This is a genomic window from Rhodoferax sp. GT1R46 (assembly GCF_056521285.1).
The window spans coordinates 595,885-610,147 of sequence record NZ_JBWMBC010000002.1 but is presented as its reverse complement, the minus strand read 5'-3'; the positions used below and the strand labels follow the sequence as shown (position 1 = coordinate 610,147).

Here is a 14,263-nt window from a genome sequence, read left to right as displayed (position 1 = left end):
GCAATGATTCAATAATTTTGAATGAAGCCCGACCCACCTGACAGCGGGCCGGACCGTTACCCGCTAGCCAGCCACCATCCCGAGCGCCCTGGGCAAGGCGAGCGTCAAGGTCGGCCAGTAAGTCACCGCAACCAGAAAGCCCAACATGGTGAGCAGCCAAGGCCAGACCGCAATGGTCAGCTCGGTAATGCCCATCTTGGTGATGCCGGACGCCACGTACAGGTTCAGCCCCACCGGTGGATGGCACATTCCCACTTCCATATTCACCACCATGATGATGCCAAAGTGCACCGGGTCGATGCCCAGCTTCATGGCAATCGGGAACAGAATGGGTGCCAGAATCAACACAATGCTGGAGGGCTCCATGAAGTTACCCGCAATCAGCAGCAGCACGTTGGAGATCAACAGAAATCCAATCATCCCAATGCCTGTTCCAATCATCTGATCTGCCATTTGCTGTGGAATGTTTTCATGGGTCAGCAGAAAAGAAAACAGTACGGCGTTGGTAATGATGTACAACAGCATGGCGCTCATGTTGGCCGATGAGAGCAACACCCGCGGCACGTCTTTGAGGCCCATGTCTTTGTAAACAAATACCGCGACAACGAACGCATAAACCGCGCTCATGGCAGCTGCCTCAGTAGGCGTGAACATGCCGGAGTAGATGCCACCCATCACGACCACAATGAGCAACAAGCCCCAGATCGCCTTGCGAAACGATACCCAGCGTTCACCCCAGGTGGCCTTGGGCTGGCACGGGTAGTTGTTCTTCTTGGCGCGGTACCAGGTGGTGAGCCCGAGCAAAAAGGCCAACACGATTCCAGGAACCACGCCTGCCATGAACAAGGCACCCACCGAAGTGTTGGTCGAGACCGAATACATCACCATCACAATGGATGGCGGAATCAAAATGCCGAGGGCACCCGACGTCGTGATCACCCCGGCACCAAAGCCTTTGGGGAATCCCGCCTTGACCATGGCAGGCATCAGAATCGAGCCAATAGCCACCACCGTAGCCGGGCTGGAGCCCGACACTGCAGCGAACAAGGCGCAAGCCAGCACGCCGCCCAAACCCAGTCCGCCATGCCAGTGGCCAACCATCGATGTGGCAAACGCAATCATGCGTTTCGCCACACCGCCGTGGGTCAGGAAGTTGCCCGCCAATATGAAGAACGGAATCGCCATGATCTCGAACTTCTCAATACTGGTAAACAGCTTCAACGCAACCGATTCAATGGGCACCTCCGTCAAAAAGAACAGGAAGGACAGCACGGTGAGACCGAGCGAGATGGAGATGGGCATGCCGGTGAGCATCAGCACCACCAGCAGGCTCAAAATGATTAACGCGTTCATTTCTGGCCACCCTTGTTTTTGTTCTGATCCAGGCCATGGGGATGCAGGTTGTCGTCCATGCGATAAATCGCATCGTCTTTGCCAGGCTCCAATGGCATGTCTTCATCCAGACCATCGACGTGACCGTGATCATGGTGCGGCAACTCACCGGTCCGCAGGAAGTTGGCCGTAACCTGAAGGAAACGAAAGCACATCAAATAGGAACCCAGCGGAATGACCGAGTAAACCATCCAGGTGGGCCATTCGAGATCCGGTGTGGTGGGGCCTTCAGGCAAATCAGCAGGCGCCATACCAAAGGCGGTCGACACAAAGTAGTGCATGCCGTTTTCCCAAACGAAACGCAGGCCCAGCGTGCCTACGATTCCGGTAAAAAGCGCACCCGCCAGCAAGCCCAAAATAACGAACTTGCTGCGCCGGCTGACCACGCTGGGCGAAGTGGCCTCGGCGCTGGCGGCTATCGCTGGTTACAACGCAGGTGTCCTTCGTTCATTGGAGCGACGCAATTTTGACGATCAACTGGTTCTGGATGCGGTTCGCCGGACCGGTGAGCAAGTGACAGAGGCAGGCCGAATCGTGCAGCGCATACGCGGTTTTCTTACCCGGCGCGCACCCCAGAGGGAGCGTTGCTTCCTGGCTGATATTGTTCAGCGGGCACTGACCCTGTTGCGTCGCGACCTTCAGGGCCAGGGCGTTCAGGTTGAAATCTCGGACGCCTTCCCGTTGCCGGCGGTTCTGGCCGACCCCGTTCTTGTGGAGCAGGTGCTGATTAACCTGTTACGCAACGCGGCAGATAGCCGTGCATCTGGTGGACGATGAGGCACCGGTTCGCGATGCACTGGGCTTCTTGATGCAGTCTCACGGTTTTAATGTGTGCACCTATGCCTCCGGTCGGGAGCTGCTGGAGGCACTTTCCGCCCGTGTTCTGCGAGGCTGCATCGTGCTGGATGTGCGCATGGAGCCTATGTCAGGCCTGCAAGTGCACGACGAATTGCTGGCGCGTCAGATCACATTGCCTGTCCTTTTTCTTTCCGGCCATGGGGACATTTCCATGGCAGTGGACGCACTGCAAAAGGGTGCCTTTGATTTCATCGAAAAAACGTTCAGCGGTGATGCACTGGTCAAGCGTGTGCAGCGTGCGCTCGCCCTGGAAGAGTCCAGCCATTCGCTACGGGCAGAACTCGGCGATGAGAAGGAACGCATGGCCAGCCTGACGGAACGTGAATACGCTGTGATGCAGCTGGTTGCCGCAGGCAAGCTCAACAAAGTGATCGCAGATGAGCTGTGCGTTTCCGTGCGGACGGTGGAGGTTCATCGGGCGCGGGTGTTTGGCAAGCTCGGGGTGCGCTCCTCGGCTGAGGTGGCCACACTGCTTGCACGCGCACGCCTACCCCGCTAGAAATCGGGCATGCATCTCAACCGTCAGGTGTTCAACACGTTCAGTCAGCGCTTTGGTGAGCTCGGTCAGTTTTGTATTTTGCTGTAACAGTTCCAGCATCTGCGCAGCAGTCTGGGCTGCGATGGCTTGCCGCTGATCATTGGCAACGGCAAGTGCTTCACGGTGCTGTGCGTCGGCGTCGGCGTGCGCCTTGTCACGCGCCGCCTGGCGCGTTTGTGCCAGCAAGATCAGCGGAGCCGCGTACGCCGCCTGCAGGCTGAAGGCCAGATTCAACAGAATGAAGGGATACACGTCGAACCGGGTGAGGCCCACAACGTTGACGACAACCCAGATGGCAACAATCAGTGTCTGTGCGCCCAGAAAAACAGGGGTTCCAAAGAATCGGGCGAATGCTTCCGCCCTGAGTGCAAAGCGGTCGGTACCAAATGTGGGCGCCAAATGCGCATGACGACGATGAAAGCGGAGATGATCGACTGCAGCCGGGTCACGCACGGACGCCGCTGGATTGGGTTTTGTTTGTGTCATGGTGGCTTTCATCGTTTACGCCAGTCTACGGTTAGTCACAATAGCTCAATCAATCTAAATGAGATACACTCTCATTTAGATTGATTCAAAACGGCTAAAGTCCAGGCTTGGCGCCGAACCACTATGCGATTGACAGATCTTTCCACTGGGGCCCACGCCACCGTGCTGAACGTAACAGGCACCTCAGCCGACACGAATACAGCCACACTGGACCGACTCGGAGAACTCGGATTCATTCCGGGAGAACCCGTTCAGCTGCTCCGACGCGGGCCAGGCGGCCGTGAGCCGCTCGCGGTTGTGATCGGCGAGACAATGTTTGCCTTGCGCTGGATAGAAGCCAACTGCATCGAGGTCACCCTGGCATGAGCACTGTGTCGGCGATTCCCCAGCTTGCCGCCTGGAATGTGGCGCTGGTAGGCAACCCCAACTGCGGCAAGACCGCCCTGTTCAACCTGCTGACTGGTGCCCGCCAGAAGGTCGCCAACTATGCCGGCGTCACCGTTGAGCGCAAGATCGGGCTCACCCGACTCAACAACGGAAAAACCGTATCGGTCATCGACCTGCCAGGCGTTTACAGCCTGAACCCGGCGACGCCCGATGAAGAGGTCACCATGGAGGTGATTGACGGGCGCCGCGCGGGCGAAGCCCCGGTGGACGCCATCGTTGCGGTGATCGATGCCACCAACTTGCGCATGAACCTGCGCCTGGTACTGGAACTGCGGCGACTGAACCAACCCGTCATCGTCGCCCTCAATATGACGGATGTGGCACGAGCACGCGGTCTGGACATTGACGTCTCCAAGCTGTCGGCTGAACTCGGCTGCCCCGTGGTGGAGACCGTGGCCGTGCGGCACAACGGCCACCAGAAGCTTGTGACACAAATCGAGCAATCGCTTGCAACCGAGACGGCTCCGTCGTCAGCGGTGAAACCAAAAAGACCCATACCCCGGGGCAGCGCAGAAGTACAGCGGGAAGTGCGACGCATTTTGGCCATTGCCGCGCCGAACGCCACGCAGTTCCAGCGCTTTCATCACCGGATCGACGCGCTGGCAATGCACCCGATATGGGGCTTGCTGATTTTGGCGGTCATCCTGTTCCTGGTGTTTCAGGCGGTGTTTTCCTGGGCCAATGTACCGATGGATGCCATCAAGTCCGGCATGGCCTTTTTGGCGGAATGGACCACTTCCCACATGGCCGACGGGCCTCTGCGCAGCCTGCTGGTGGACGGGGTGATTGCCGGTGCGGGTGGCGTGGTGGTCTTCTTGCCGCAGATCTTGATTCTGTTTTTCTTCATCCTGCTTCTGGAAGACTCCGGCTACCTGCCGCGCGCCGCGTTTCTGCTGGACACGCTGATGGGCAAGGTCGGTTTGTCCGGGCGCGCCTTCATTCCGCTTCTGTCGAGTTTTGCCTGCGCCATTCCCGGCATCATGGCCACCCGCACCATTGCCAACTGGCAAGACCGCCTGGCCACCATCATGGTGGCGCCGCTGATGACCTGCTCGGCGCGACTACCGGTTTACGCGCTGTTGATTGGCGCTTTTGTGCCGGACCGCAGCATCGGCATCTTCAACCTGCAGGGGCTCACACTCTTTACCCTGTACGTGGCGGGCGTCGTGTCGGCGATGGGTGTCGCTTGGGTATTCAAGCGGGTATGGATGAAGAATCGGTACCAGCCGTTGATGCTGGAACTACCGCCCTACCGCGTGCCGGGCATCCGCAACCTGGTACTCGGCCTGTGGGAACGCGCGCGGATTTTCCTGCGGCGCGTGGGCACCATCATTTTTTCCCTGATGGTGGTCTTGTGGTTTCTGTCCACCTACCCCGGACCTCCTGAGGGTGCTACCGGTGCGGCCATTCAATACAGCATGGCCGGCATGCTGGGCCATGCACTGCAGCCGATCTTTGCGCCCATTGGTTTCAACTGGCAGATTTCCGTCGCACTGGTACCCGGTCTGGCCGCGCGTGAAGTGGCCGTGGGAGCTTTGGGAACGGTATATTCACTGTCTGCGGCAGGCGACTCGGTGGCCGATTCGTTGGCACCGGTGATCGCGCAAGGTTGGTCGTTGGCAACTGCATTTTCATTGCTGGCATGGTATGTATTTGCACCACAATGCATCTCGACCCTGGCCGTCGTCAAACGCGAAACCAACTCCTGGCGCTACCCCATTTTGATGGCGGCCTACATGTTTGCGCTGGCTTACCTGGCGTCGTTTGTGACCTACCGTCTCACGTTGTGGCTGGGGGCCAGCTAACCATGACAGTACAGTATTTCATCGTCACTTTGATCGTGCTGGCCTGCAGCGCCTATGCGGGCTGGGTGTTGATGCCCGCTGTAGCGCGCCGTTTTCTCGCATCCCGGTTGCTGAGATTTCCTGTGCCCAACGCGTGGTTGGCCATGCTCCATCGGACGGCAAGCCAATCATCCGGTTGCGACTGCAGTGGATGCGACAAGGCTGCGGACCATCCACCCAAGCCAGAAACGCAAGTGATCCGGTTTCATCCGCAGCGCAAAGGCTGACACTCCACGCGTTTCTCGTTGCGGCCCAGTGCCCATTTGACCGACTCAAACCACAATACGCCTAACAACGCCACACCCACTCCTGCCAGCAACAGGATGGGCGTGGGCTCAGCGAAAGCAAACAGCGTGCGGATAGGTGCAATGCCAAGCACGCCAGCAAGCAAGGCCAGCGTGAGGCCACTGATCCAGCCAAAATAATGGTTCGCCACATCCGGGCCACGCCAGGATGTCCGGCTCCAGGATCGATTGGCGTGTATCAGCCCCAGGTTGGACAACACCAGTACCGTAAACGTCATGGCCCGCGCCAGGTCGTCCGATTGGTACATGAAACGGGTGCCTGCATACACGGCCACAAGAATCACCAAGAGGCCAACACCTTGCCAGAACCCGCGCACCAGCACCGCTGCATCAAACAGATGCAGCCCAGGATCACGCGGCTTGGCTTTCATGGCGTCGGCCTCCAGCGGCTCCGCCTCAAAGACGACCGAGCAAGCCGGATCAATGATGAGTTGCAGGAACAGAATGTGCACCGGCATCAGCAGCAAGGGCCAGCCCAGCAATACCGGCATGATCGACAGACCGATGATGGGTATATGCACTGCAATGACAAAAACAATGGCTTTGCGCAAGTTGGAAAATACGCGACGGCCATAACGCACCGCGGTGACGAGTGACGAAAAATCGTCGTTGAGCAGCACCAGCGCTGCCGCCTCACGCGCCACATCGGTACCCCGCGCGCCCATGGCCACACCGATGTGGGCCGCCTTCAGCGCAGGGGCGTCGTTGACGCCATCGCCCGTCATGGCCACCACATCTCCCCGGGCACGAAAGGCCTGCACCAGTCGCAACTTTTGCTCCGGCTGCACTCTGCAGAACACCTGGGTATCGGCCAGCCGCACGCGCAATTCTTCGTCATTCATGGCGGCCAACTCGGGCCCCGTCACGACCGCGCCGTCCGCGCTCAAACCAGCCTGGCGCGCAATGGATACCGCGGTGGCCGGATGGTCACCCGTAATCATCACAACCCGAATGCCGGCTGCGTGGCATTCGGCAATGGCCTGTGGAACGTCTGCCCGCACCGGATCTTCCAGCGCAACAAGACCCAGAAACTCAAACTCAAAATCATGCTGATTGCCCGGCAACACCTCGGCACCAAAGGTCGCCTGTGCTACGCCCAATACGCGCAAGCCTGCGCCAGCCATCAGGGTCACCTGATGGGCAATGGCTGCGCCGCGGACGGTGCTCATGTGGCACAAATCAACGATGGCCTCGGGCGCACCTTTGGCTGCAATCATCCGCTCGCGCCGGTCGGGCGATTGCCAGACCCTGGACATCGCCAGCATTTCGCGTGAGAGCGGGTAGTCATTGACCAGCGTCCAGTCGGAGTGCAGATGCTCAGTGTCGGCCAGCAACCGCTGACCCGCATGGCTGATGGCGGTTTCCATCGGGTCAAACGCCCGACGGTGGCTGGCCAGTACGGCAAACTCCAGCACGCCATGCAAGTCTTCCCGCAACGGATCGGCGAGCTGCTGCACGGTGTCGTACTGCGCGGTTTCGGACCACAGTCGCCGCACCGCCATGCGATTGGCGGTCAGCGTACCGGTCTTGTCGACGCACAGCACGGTGGTGGCACCCAGCAATTCAATCGCAGGAATGCTGCGCGCCAACACATTTTCCCGCGCAAGACGCCACGCCCCTAAACCCAAAAAAATCGTCAGCACCACGGGCAGTTCTTCAGGAAGAATCGCCATGGCCAGCGTAAGACCGGCCAGCAGACCACGCAACCAGTCGCCCGTACTCACCCCATAGGCCACGGCCAAACCGCCGGCGAGAACCAGTCCCACAACCGCAATGCGCCGAACAATGCGATGGGTCTCTTGCTGGATGGGTGTGCTCTCGCCACCCAGCGCGGCCAGCGACTGGCCAATGCGGCCCAACGCACTGCGGGAACCCGTAGCCACCACGCGTCCCCGCGCGGTGCCTTGGGTCACGAGCGTTCCAGCAAACACCTGATCCGCATCGGCCTGCTTGTCCACAGGCACCGATTCACCGGTGAGGAGTGACTCATCCACTGTGAGGTTGGACGATTCCACCAATTCCAGATCCGCCGGAACGCGGTCCCCCTCGGCCAGCAAAACCAGGTCTCCACATACCAGTTCACGCCCGGCGACACGAACCACCCGGCCGCCGCGAACAACCAATGCACGCGGGCTGGACAGGTCGCGCAAAGCGTCCAGCGAACGCTCAGTACGCCGCTGCTGAAAGAACGTGATGCCCATCACGACAAAAACGAAACCGAGCAGCATCAGAGCTTCATTTCGGTCCCCCAGCACCATGTAAATGGCCCCACAGGCCACCAGCAACAAAAACATGGGCTCTGACACGACATCGGCCAAAAGGCGCAATACGCCGCGCGGTTTGGAGGTGGGCAGTTCGTTCGAGCCGTCCCGCTCCAGGCGCTGGCGCGCCTCTAGCGCACTCAACCCGCCGACGAGTTCATCAGGTAGGCGAGGCATGATCCAGATCGGGGCGTTTCCACGGATCCACGTGCGTCATCAGGTTGAGCACACGGTGGCGTTGCAATACCCGCTGGCGGGCTTCCACGGCGATGTCGTGGCCCTCTTCCACGGTAATGGAAGAATCGACTTCAAGGTGCGCGTCCACCACAATCATGTCACCCATCTTGCGGGTTCGTACGTCGTGCACACCGCTCACGCCCGGCGTCTGCACCAGTGTCTGGCGGATGGCTTCAACCTCTTGCTCATCCACGGCTCGGTCCATCAAATCGTGCATGGCATCCCAGCCAAAACCCCAACCCATTTTGGTCACCATAAAGCCCACGATGAGTGCGGCAATCGGGTCCAGAATCGGGTACCCCGCCAGATTGCCAATGATGCCGATACCGACCACCAACGACGACGCGGCGTCCGATCGGGCATGCCAGGCGTTGGCTACCAACATGCTGGATTTCACCCGCTTGGCCACCGACAACATGTAGCGAAACAGCAGCTCTTTGGCAACCAGTGCCCCTGCGGCCACCCACAGTGCAATCACGTGCACCTGCTGTACCGTTTCAGGCGATTCGAGCTTGCGAAAAGCCGACCACAACATGCCCACGCCAACCGCCAGCAGCAACAAACCCAGCACGAGGGAAGCTGCGGTCTCGAAACGCTGGTGACCATAGGGGTGGTCCTCGTCTGCGTCCTTTTTACTGTGGTGGCTGGCGAACAGCACCACAAAGTCGGCCACCAGATCGGACAGCGAATGAATACCGTCCGCAATCAAACCCTGCGACTTGGCGAAAACACCGACCGCAATTTGCGTGATCGTCAAAACCAGATTGACCCCCACACTGACCCAGGTGCTGCGTGACGCGGCAGCAGAACGCTCAGCTGCGGTGTGTTGCGTGTCTTCGGAGTCGTCGGCAATATCAGAAAAATTCATGTTGGACAGGTAGAGTTTGAAAGGGAAGCCGCAAGCGCACAACGCAACAGCTTACCCTCGACATCTTAAGGAAGAATGAAGACGGATCAATGAAACCCGGTCATCAAGACGCCTCCGTCAATCGTCTTCGCCCCCCGAACGTGATCCCTTTTTTCGGGGCTCATCACGGGCACTGGTGTGGCATTCCACGCAATTGTCAAAGTTGCGGATACCTTCCTCTTCGTGATCTGACCTTACTTTTTCGGGTGTGTGCTCATGGCACCCGTAGCAGGTGTACCGGCTGTAGTCGTTGTTGGTATGGCAGGTCGCACATTCGGTGTCATGGTCGCCATCCAGCACGAACAACTTGTCATGGTCGAAAGTGGCGGGCTTCCAGCCTTTGGTCTGGTGGCAGTCCCCGCAACCCGCGGTGAGTTTGCTGTGGAATTTGTTTTTGGGTGCCACGTGACAGCTGTCGCAGCGGTCGCGCACTTCAGTGCGCAAAAGCAGGTGGGAAAATGGCTTGCGCGCTCGTTGCGTGAGCTTGGGTGCCTCGTGGTCACTGTGGCAGGCCATGCAGTTTTGCTCCATCAAATCCTGATGAAACGCCGCCTTGGCCGCCTTCTTCAGCAGCGGCACACCCTTGGTCGTGCGCAAGCCGATATCCGGCAAGGCATGGCAACTGATGCACAGTTTGGATGGCGTGCCGCGCCATGGGGCGTGGCAGGCGAAGCAGTCAGTGCTCAGTTCGGCATGGCCCGACACCAGCGGCCCTGGGCTCACCATGAACTGCGGGTAAATGAACACCAATGCAATCAGCACCAGCAGGTTCGCAGCGATCAGCATCAGAAACCAGCGGCGCTTCATTTCCAGCCCCAAAACAAGAAGACTGCCATGATGTGGGCCAGGGCAAGCACGCCAAATGCCAGCGTGATCGGGAGATGAACCGCCCGCCACTGCTTGACCGTGTCAAAGGTCATGCTGTCCCAGTACATGCGCTCTTCGAGCTCCTCGGCATTCAGCCCTTGCTGGCGCAGGTTTTTTTGCGCTTCCTCCAGCCGACGCCGAGACCGGTTCAGCAAAAACTTGCCCGTGAGTCCACTGGCCACATTGACCAGCATGGCCCACACCGCCAGCCAACCCAGGATCGCGTCGAAGTGAATACCCGCATGCACCAGAACCAGCAGCGAACCCAGCCACGCCAAGCCTTCATGCCATCGCAGCCACTGGGCTGCAGTGCCCGCTTGAATCAGTTTGCGTTTGCGCATCGAATAGCCGGATGAAGCCAATATGAGCAATGTGCCGGCAATCCCCAGGTAGCGACCTATCCAGACCACGTTCAACACATGCAGCAGCGCATCCAGCAGCAGTGCCGTCGACGCCAGCGCCAGCAGTGCCAGAAAGAATGGCAGGACTTCACGGCGCAGCAGGTTGGCTTTCATTTGTGTCAAGCCTTGAGTGTCAATGCGGATGTTGGCGTGCCCACGCACAACAGACAGTGGCCCGGCGCCACGTCGTGGTCCGGTTTGTGAAGGTAATGAACCGTTCCGGCGAGTAACGGCGTCTCACAACTTCCGCAACTTCCCGAACGGCAACCCGCATCGATGAGCACGCCATGGCGTTCGGCAAAATCGAGCAAATTGGCATCCTGTCCATCCCAAACAAGGGTACGGCCAGAACGATCAAATCGGACCTCCATCGTGGCCGCAGGGTGGGGTGTCGCTTGCGTCAACGTGGTGGGCTCCAGTCGCACAGACGCAGGTCCAAAGGCTTCGTAATGAACATCTTCCCTTGGTACGCCCCATTGAATCAACGCCGGAACCAGGCTTTCCATCATCGCGGCAGGTCCGCACACATAGAACTGATGCGGACCGTGTGGCAGGGTGCGTCTTAGGAGTTCCACGTCCACGTATCCGCCGTGCTGGTAGTCCTGGCCTTGCGCGTCAACGGGCCCCGGTCGGCTGTACACGACGTTCAGATGAAAGTCCGAATGTGCCTGCGCCAGTTGTTCGAGGTCGGTCTTGAACGCGTGTTCACCGCTGTGTCGAACCCCGTAATACAGGTGAACCGTGCGACCGGGCTGCTCGGCAAGACACCAGCGTAGCATGCTCATCATTGGCGTGATGCCAATGCCACCCCCCACCAAAACCACCGGGGCGCGCGAGTTGGCGTCGAGGAAGAAGTGCCCAGAAGGCGCTTTTACTTTCAGCACATCACCTTCGTGAACATGGTCGTGAAAGTAACTCGACGAAACCCCTGGTGGCACATCGTTTAGGCCGGCGGGCGCGAGCGCGCGCTTGATGGTGATGCGATGGGCTGCGGATTGCGGTTTGTCCGACAAGGAATAGCAACGGGTTATGGGCTTTCGGGCGCCCTGCCCCCCGGACACCGATTCAGCCACATCGAGTTGAAATGTCAGGTATTGACCGGGCGAGAAGGGCGGCAACGTCGCGCCATCCAGCGGCTGCAGATAAAAGGAACATTGGGTGTTCCCACGGTCCTCGAACTCACGACGAACCACCCGGAACTCTCGCCAGCCAGACCATGCACCCGGTGGAGTCGCAACGGTTGGCGCGGCCAGGTCAGGCGCCAAGCGGGTTAGCCCACCACGCCGCCGCCAAGCAAATACACCAATCCCAACGGCAAGTTGAAGTAGCAGAACCGACACGATCCAGGCGAGAAGCGACAGAGCGGTCATCAGGTCCCAACACAAATTCAGAGCACAGGCCGAAGAAACGGTCCCCAAGAATGAATTCTAGGGATGGGGATCATTTCAAACAATGACAGGTATCAACCAAGACGGAATCGATTCAAGTCACGGCAAGAATCATTGGCCGCGTAGCTAATCAAACATCTCGCTGAGCCATGATTTCTTGCGTTTGTAGTATTGGTCTTGGGCTCCATGGTGATCAGAGTGCTGAAAATCAGGCTGTCGGTCCATCCCATGACCCCTGTTGTTTCCGTTGGCAGGGTACGCGACGGTTGCTTTTGACGCAATCTCCAGCAACTTGTCGAGTTCGCCACGGTCCAGCCACACGCCCCGGCATTGGGGGCAGTAATCAATTTCAACGCCCTGGCGATCGGTCATCAAGAGGGTCGCGTCAGGGCAAACAGGGCATTTCATGGTTTTTCCTTGTGGTGTATGGATAGGGGCGCAACTCAACTCATGTGCTGGCTGACAACGGGCCCGGTTGGCCGTGTATCGCCCGGGTGCCCTTCCAGTGTGAACGGGATGGATAAAAAGGCGGTCAGGATGACAGGCACCAGGGCGATGCAGACGATGCCAAGGTACTGGCGAATGAAGTGTGAGAGAACGGGGTGCATGGAAGATTCCTTTTTTACAGTGAAACAATGACTGCATCTTGCGCACTGCTGCTTAAGGGGGCCTGAGGGAACCCACCCTCTCTTAAGAAAGCCCTAAGAACGCCAGGGCATTCTTGCGGCCAAGGAGTCCCCATGAAACCGTCAACCGCTTACCCCTCTTCGTCATCGGCGCTTCGCAGACTGATAGCCGGTATCGGCTTGGCCGGTGCCGCACTCGCACCGGCCGCCTACGGCGCCACGCCTGCAGAGCAGCTGTCCGGCTACACCGCCCAGGCAGGCTCGCCCGCTGTTCCAGCCCGGGGCCAGAAGTTCTTCACAACAACCCACGGCAAGGAGTGGAGCTGTTCGTCGTGCCATGGTGCAGTGCCCACGCAAACGGGCAAGCATGCATCCACCGGCAAACCCATTGGGGCGATGGCCCCCGCCTTCAACCCCGAACGATTCACCGATGCCACCAAGACCGAGAAATGGTTTCGCCGCAATTGCAATGACGTGGTGGGCCGCGAATGCACCGTCGCGGAGAAGGCCGATGTACTGAGCTGGCTGATGACCCTCAAGCCTTGATGTTTCATCACCATACCCCCCTGTCTGGAGAACACCCCATGCCCCTTCATTCCCGCTTCCCCCTTCACCCGTTTGCTTTCGGCATGATTGCAGCCATTGGATTTGCGCAATCGGCCATGGCTGAGGGCAACGGCCGCATGGTGCCCCTGCTGCCCAAATACCAGCAGGAATGCGCCGCCTGCCACACGGCTTACCCGCCCACCATGATGCCCGCTGCATCGTGGAGCCGCATCATGAACAACCTGCCCCATCACTTTGGCACCGACGCCTCGCTGGACCCGGCAACCGTCAAGGAACTCTCGGGCTGGATCAACGCCCATGCCGGAACCTACAAGCGCGTCAGTGAAGAACCCCCGCAAGACCGCATCACCCGCACCGCCTGGTTTGTGCGCAAGCACGACGAAGTGTCTGCTGCCACCTGGAAGCGCGCATCAGTGAAGAGCGCGTCCAACTGCTCCGCCTGCCACACCACCGCCGACAAAGGAGACTTCAATGAGCACAATGTCCGCATCCCCCGTTAAGAACCCCACCAAAATTCTGGTCTGGGATGCGCCGGTACGCATCTTCCACTGGCTCATGGTGCTGAGCTTTGCAGGCGCCTACCTCACTGCGGAGAGTGAGAGTTGGCGGCTGGTGCACGTCACGCTGGGCTACACCATGGCCGGGCTGGTGGCCTTTCGCCTTGTCTGGGGATTGACAGGCACGCGTTACGCGCGCTTCGCGGCCTTTGTGCGCGGCCCCAAAGCGGTGGCCCGTTCCCTGCACGCCCTGCTGCGCGGCCAACCCGAACACGCCACCGGCCACAACCCGGCGGGTGCCATTGCCATCGTGGCCATGCTGGGTCTGACGGCGGCTACTGGCGCCACGGGCTGGGCTGCCTACAACGACATCAGCGGTGAATGGGTTGCCGAACTGCATGAGCTGGTCGCCAATGCGATGCTGCTGGTGGTTGGCATTCACGTCGCCGGTGTGGTGGTGGCGAGCTGGCTACACAAAGAGAATCTGGTGCGCGCCATGGTCACGGGCCGCAAACTGGGCAGCCCTGAAGACGGCATCCGCAGTGCGTGGCGCATTCTGGCCATCGTGATGCTGGCTTCCGTGGTGGGCTTCTGGTACCTTCAGTGGCAAAGTGCGCCGATATAAATTAACCCACGAGGCAA

The 14,263-nt window shown here is 59.3% G+C and carries 17 protein-coding genes and 1 pseudogene; 8 read left to right on the top strand and 10 right to left on the bottom strand.

The features are described from left to right. Window positions 1–63 precede the first annotated feature (63 nt). Window positions 64–1,353, bottom strand: coding sequence for a TRAP transporter large permease (locus tag AC097W_RS08330; RefSeq protein WP_479602022.1), 1,290 nt, complete (start codon window positions 1,351–1,353; stop codon window positions 64–66). After that, window positions 1,350–1,766 (bottom strand): annotated as a pseudogene (locus tag AC097W_RS08325) (TRAP transporter small permease); the annotation flags it as partial. The gene AC097W_RS08330 and the pseudogene AC097W_RS08325, both read right to left, overlap by 4 nt. On the opposite strand from AC097W_RS08325, the gene AC097W_RS08320 reads away from it, so the two are divergent. Both AC097W_RS08320 and AC097W_RS08315 read left to right on the top strand, forming a co-directional pair. Then, window positions 1,672–2,169: a hypothetical protein gene (locus AC097W_RS08320; RefSeq protein ID WP_479602081.1), complete on the top strand. Its 498-nt coding sequence runs from the start codon at window positions 1,672–1,674 to the stop codon at window positions 2,167–2,169. The pseudogene AC097W_RS08325 and the gene AC097W_RS08320 sit on opposite strands and share 95 nt — an antisense overlap. Then, window positions 2,150–2,749: a response regulator transcription factor gene (locus AC097W_RS08315; RefSeq protein ID WP_479602021.1), complete on the top strand. Its 600-nt coding sequence runs from the start codon at window positions 2,150–2,152 to the stop codon at window positions 2,747–2,749. The genes AC097W_RS08320 and AC097W_RS08315 overlap by 20 nt, the downstream gene beginning before the upstream one ends. Here the strand turns inward: AC097W_RS08315 and AC097W_RS08310 are convergent. Continuing rightward, entirely contained in the window at window positions 2,738–3,274 is a 537-nt protein-coding gene (locus AC097W_RS08310) for a DUF1003 domain-containing protein (protein ID WP_479602020.1), read from the bottom strand. The genes AC097W_RS08315 and AC097W_RS08310 overlap by 12 nt on opposite strands. A 123-nt stretch (window positions 3,275–3,397) precedes the next feature. Between AC097W_RS08310 and AC097W_RS08305 the strand changes: the two genes are divergently transcribed. From AC097W_RS08305 to AC097W_RS08295, 3 genes are read left to right on the top strand one after another with little or no spacing between them, the layout of a single operon-like run. Continuing rightward, window positions 3,398–3,640 (top strand): FeoA family protein, encoded by a 243-nt coding sequence (locus tag AC097W_RS08305; protein WP_479602019.1) that lies wholly within the window; start codon window positions 3,398–3,400, stop codon window positions 3,638–3,640. Then, window positions 3,637–5,526, top strand: coding sequence for a ferrous iron transport protein B (gene feoB, locus AC097W_RS08300; protein ID WP_479602018.1), 1,890 nt, complete (start codon window positions 3,637–3,639; stop codon window positions 5,524–5,526). Before AC097W_RS08305 ends, feoB begins: the two co-directional genes overlap by 4 nt. A 2-nt stretch (window positions 5,527–5,528) precedes the next feature. Beyond that, entirely contained in the window at window positions 5,529–5,792 is a 264-nt protein-coding gene (locus tag AC097W_RS08295) for a DUF6587 family protein (protein ID WP_479602017.1), read from the top strand. Here the strand turns inward: AC097W_RS08295 and AC097W_RS08290 are convergent. From AC097W_RS08290 to AC097W_RS08260, 7 genes are all read right to left on the bottom strand, one after another. Beyond that, window positions 5,771–8,308: a cation-translocating P-type ATPase gene (locus AC097W_RS08290; protein ID WP_479602016.1), complete on the bottom strand. Its 2,538-nt coding sequence runs from the start codon at window positions 8,306–8,308 to the stop codon at window positions 5,771–5,773. The two genes, AC097W_RS08295 and AC097W_RS08290, sit on opposite strands and share 22 nt — an antisense overlap. Then, window positions 8,292–9,236, bottom strand: a complete 945-nt coding sequence (locus tag AC097W_RS08285) for a cation diffusion facilitator family transporter (RefSeq protein ID WP_479602015.1) — start codon at window positions 9,234–9,236, stop codon at window positions 8,292–8,294. Before AC097W_RS08285 ends, AC097W_RS08290 begins: the two co-directional genes overlap by 17 nt. Window positions 9,237–9,353: 117 nt before the next feature. Continuing rightward, window positions 9,354–10,082, bottom strand: coding sequence for a cytochrome c3 family protein (locus tag AC097W_RS08280; RefSeq protein WP_479602014.1), 729 nt, complete (start codon window positions 10,080–10,082; stop codon window positions 9,354–9,356). Further along, window positions 10,079–10,657 (bottom strand): hypothetical protein, encoded by a 579-nt coding sequence (locus tag AC097W_RS08275; protein WP_479602079.1) that lies wholly within the window; start codon window positions 10,655–10,657, stop codon window positions 10,079–10,081. The genes AC097W_RS08280 and AC097W_RS08275 overlap by 4 nt, the downstream gene beginning before the upstream one ends. A 5-nt stretch (window positions 10,658–10,662) precedes the next feature. Next, window positions 10,663–11,913, bottom strand: a complete 1,251-nt coding sequence (locus AC097W_RS08270) for a 2Fe-2S iron-sulfur cluster-binding protein (RefSeq protein ID WP_479602013.1) — start codon at window positions 11,911–11,913, stop codon at window positions 10,663–10,665. A 144-nt stretch (window positions 11,914–12,057) separates the two neighbouring features. Then, window positions 12,058–12,339, bottom strand: a complete 282-nt coding sequence (locus AC097W_RS08265) for a TFIIB-type zinc ribbon-containing protein (protein ID WP_479602012.1) — start codon at window positions 12,337–12,339, stop codon at window positions 12,058–12,060. A gap of 35 nt (window positions 12,340–12,374) precedes the next feature. Then, the gene (locus tag AC097W_RS08260) at window positions 12,375–12,539 is read right to left on the bottom strand and encodes a hypothetical protein (protein ID WP_479602011.1); all 165 of its coding nucleotides are present in this window, start codon (window positions 12,537–12,539) and stop codon (window positions 12,375–12,377) included. A 132-nt stretch (window positions 12,540–12,671) separates the two neighbouring features. Here AC097W_RS08260 and AC097W_RS08255 point away from each other — a divergent pair, with 132 nt between their 5' ends. The 3 genes from AC097W_RS08255 to AC097W_RS08245 are packed head-to-tail and all read left to right on the top strand — an operon-like array spanning window position 12,672 to window position 14,246. Then, entirely contained in the window at window positions 12,672–13,103 is a 432-nt protein-coding gene (locus AC097W_RS08255) for a DUF1924 domain-containing protein (RefSeq protein WP_479602010.1), read from the top strand. Window positions 13,104–13,141: 38 nt separating this feature from the next. Beyond that, window positions 13,142–13,624, top strand: a complete 483-nt coding sequence (locus AC097W_RS08250; protein ID WP_479602009.1) for a diheme cytochrome c — start codon at window positions 13,142–13,144, stop codon at window positions 13,622–13,624. Further along, window positions 13,596–14,246 carry a cytochrome b/b6 domain-containing protein gene (locus tag AC097W_RS08245; RefSeq protein WP_479602008.1) on the top strand — a complete coding sequence of 217 codons (651 nt, stop codon included), beginning with the start codon at window positions 13,596–13,598 and terminating at the stop codon, window positions 14,244–14,246. The genes AC097W_RS08250 and AC097W_RS08245 overlap by 29 nt, the downstream gene beginning before the upstream one ends. Window positions 14,247–14,263: the final 17 nt, after the last annotated feature.

What these genes read in the sequence shown, in the direction of transcription:
- AC097W_RS08330 (WP_479602022.1), bottom strand. Translation starts at nt 1,353, where the DNA reads ATGAACGCGTTAATCATTTTGAGCCTGCTGGTGGTGCTGATGCTCACC.
- AC097W_RS08320 (WP_479602081.1), top strand. Translation starts at nt 1,672, where the DNA reads ATGCCGTTTTCCCAAACGAAACGCAGGCCCAGCGTGCCTACGATTCCG.
- AC097W_RS08310 (WP_479602020.1), bottom strand. Translation starts at nt 3,274, where the DNA reads ATGACACAAACAAAACCCAATCCAGCGGCGTCCGTGCGTGACCCGGCT.
- AC097W_RS08305 (WP_479602019.1), top strand. Translation starts at nt 3,398, where the DNA reads ATGCGATTGACAGATCTTTCCACTGGGGCCCACGCCACCGTGCTGAAC.
- feoB (WP_479602018.1), top strand. Translation starts at nt 3,637, where the DNA reads ATGAGCACTGTGTCGGCGATTCCCCAGCTTGCCGCCTGGAATGTGGCG.
- AC097W_RS08295 (WP_479602017.1), top strand. Translation starts at nt 5,529, where the DNA reads ATGACAGTACAGTATTTCATCGTCACTTTGATCGTGCTGGCCTGCAGC.
- AC097W_RS08290 (WP_479602016.1), bottom strand. Translation starts at nt 8,308, where the DNA reads ATGCCTCGCCTACCTGATGAACTCGTCGGCGGGTTGAGTGCGCTAGAG.
- AC097W_RS08285 (WP_479602015.1), bottom strand. Translation starts at nt 9,236, where the DNA reads ATGAATTTTTCTGATATTGCCGACGACTCCGAAGACACGCAACACACC.
- AC097W_RS08280 (WP_479602014.1), bottom strand. Translation starts at nt 10,082, where the DNA reads ATGAAGCGCCGCTGGTTTCTGATGCTGATCGCTGCGAACCTGCTGGTG.
- AC097W_RS08275 (WP_479602079.1), bottom strand. Translation starts at nt 10,657, where the DNA reads ATGAAAGCCAACCTGCTGCGCCGTGAAGTCCTGCCATTCTTTCTGGCA.
- AC097W_RS08270 (WP_479602013.1), bottom strand. Translation starts at nt 11,913, where the DNA reads ATGACCGCTCTGTCGCTTCTCGCCTGGATCGTGTCGGTTCTGCTACTT.
- AC097W_RS08265 (WP_479602012.1), bottom strand. Translation starts at nt 12,339, where the DNA reads ATGAAATGCCCTGTTTGCCCTGACGCGACCCTCTTGATGACCGATCGC.
- AC097W_RS08260 (WP_479602011.1), bottom strand. Translation starts at nt 12,539, where the DNA reads ATGCACCCCGTTCTCTCACACTTCATTCGCCAGTACCTTGGCATCGTC.
- AC097W_RS08255 (WP_479602010.1), top strand. Translation starts at nt 12,672, where the DNA reads ATGAAACCGTCAACCGCTTACCCCTCTTCGTCATCGGCGCTTCGCAGA.
- AC097W_RS08250 (WP_479602009.1), top strand. Translation starts at nt 13,142, where the DNA reads ATGCCCCTTCATTCCCGCTTCCCCCTTCACCCGTTTGCTTTCGGCATG.
- AC097W_RS08245 (WP_479602008.1), top strand. Translation starts at nt 13,596, where the DNA reads ATGAGCACAATGTCCGCATCCCCCGTTAAGAACCCCACCAAAATTCTG.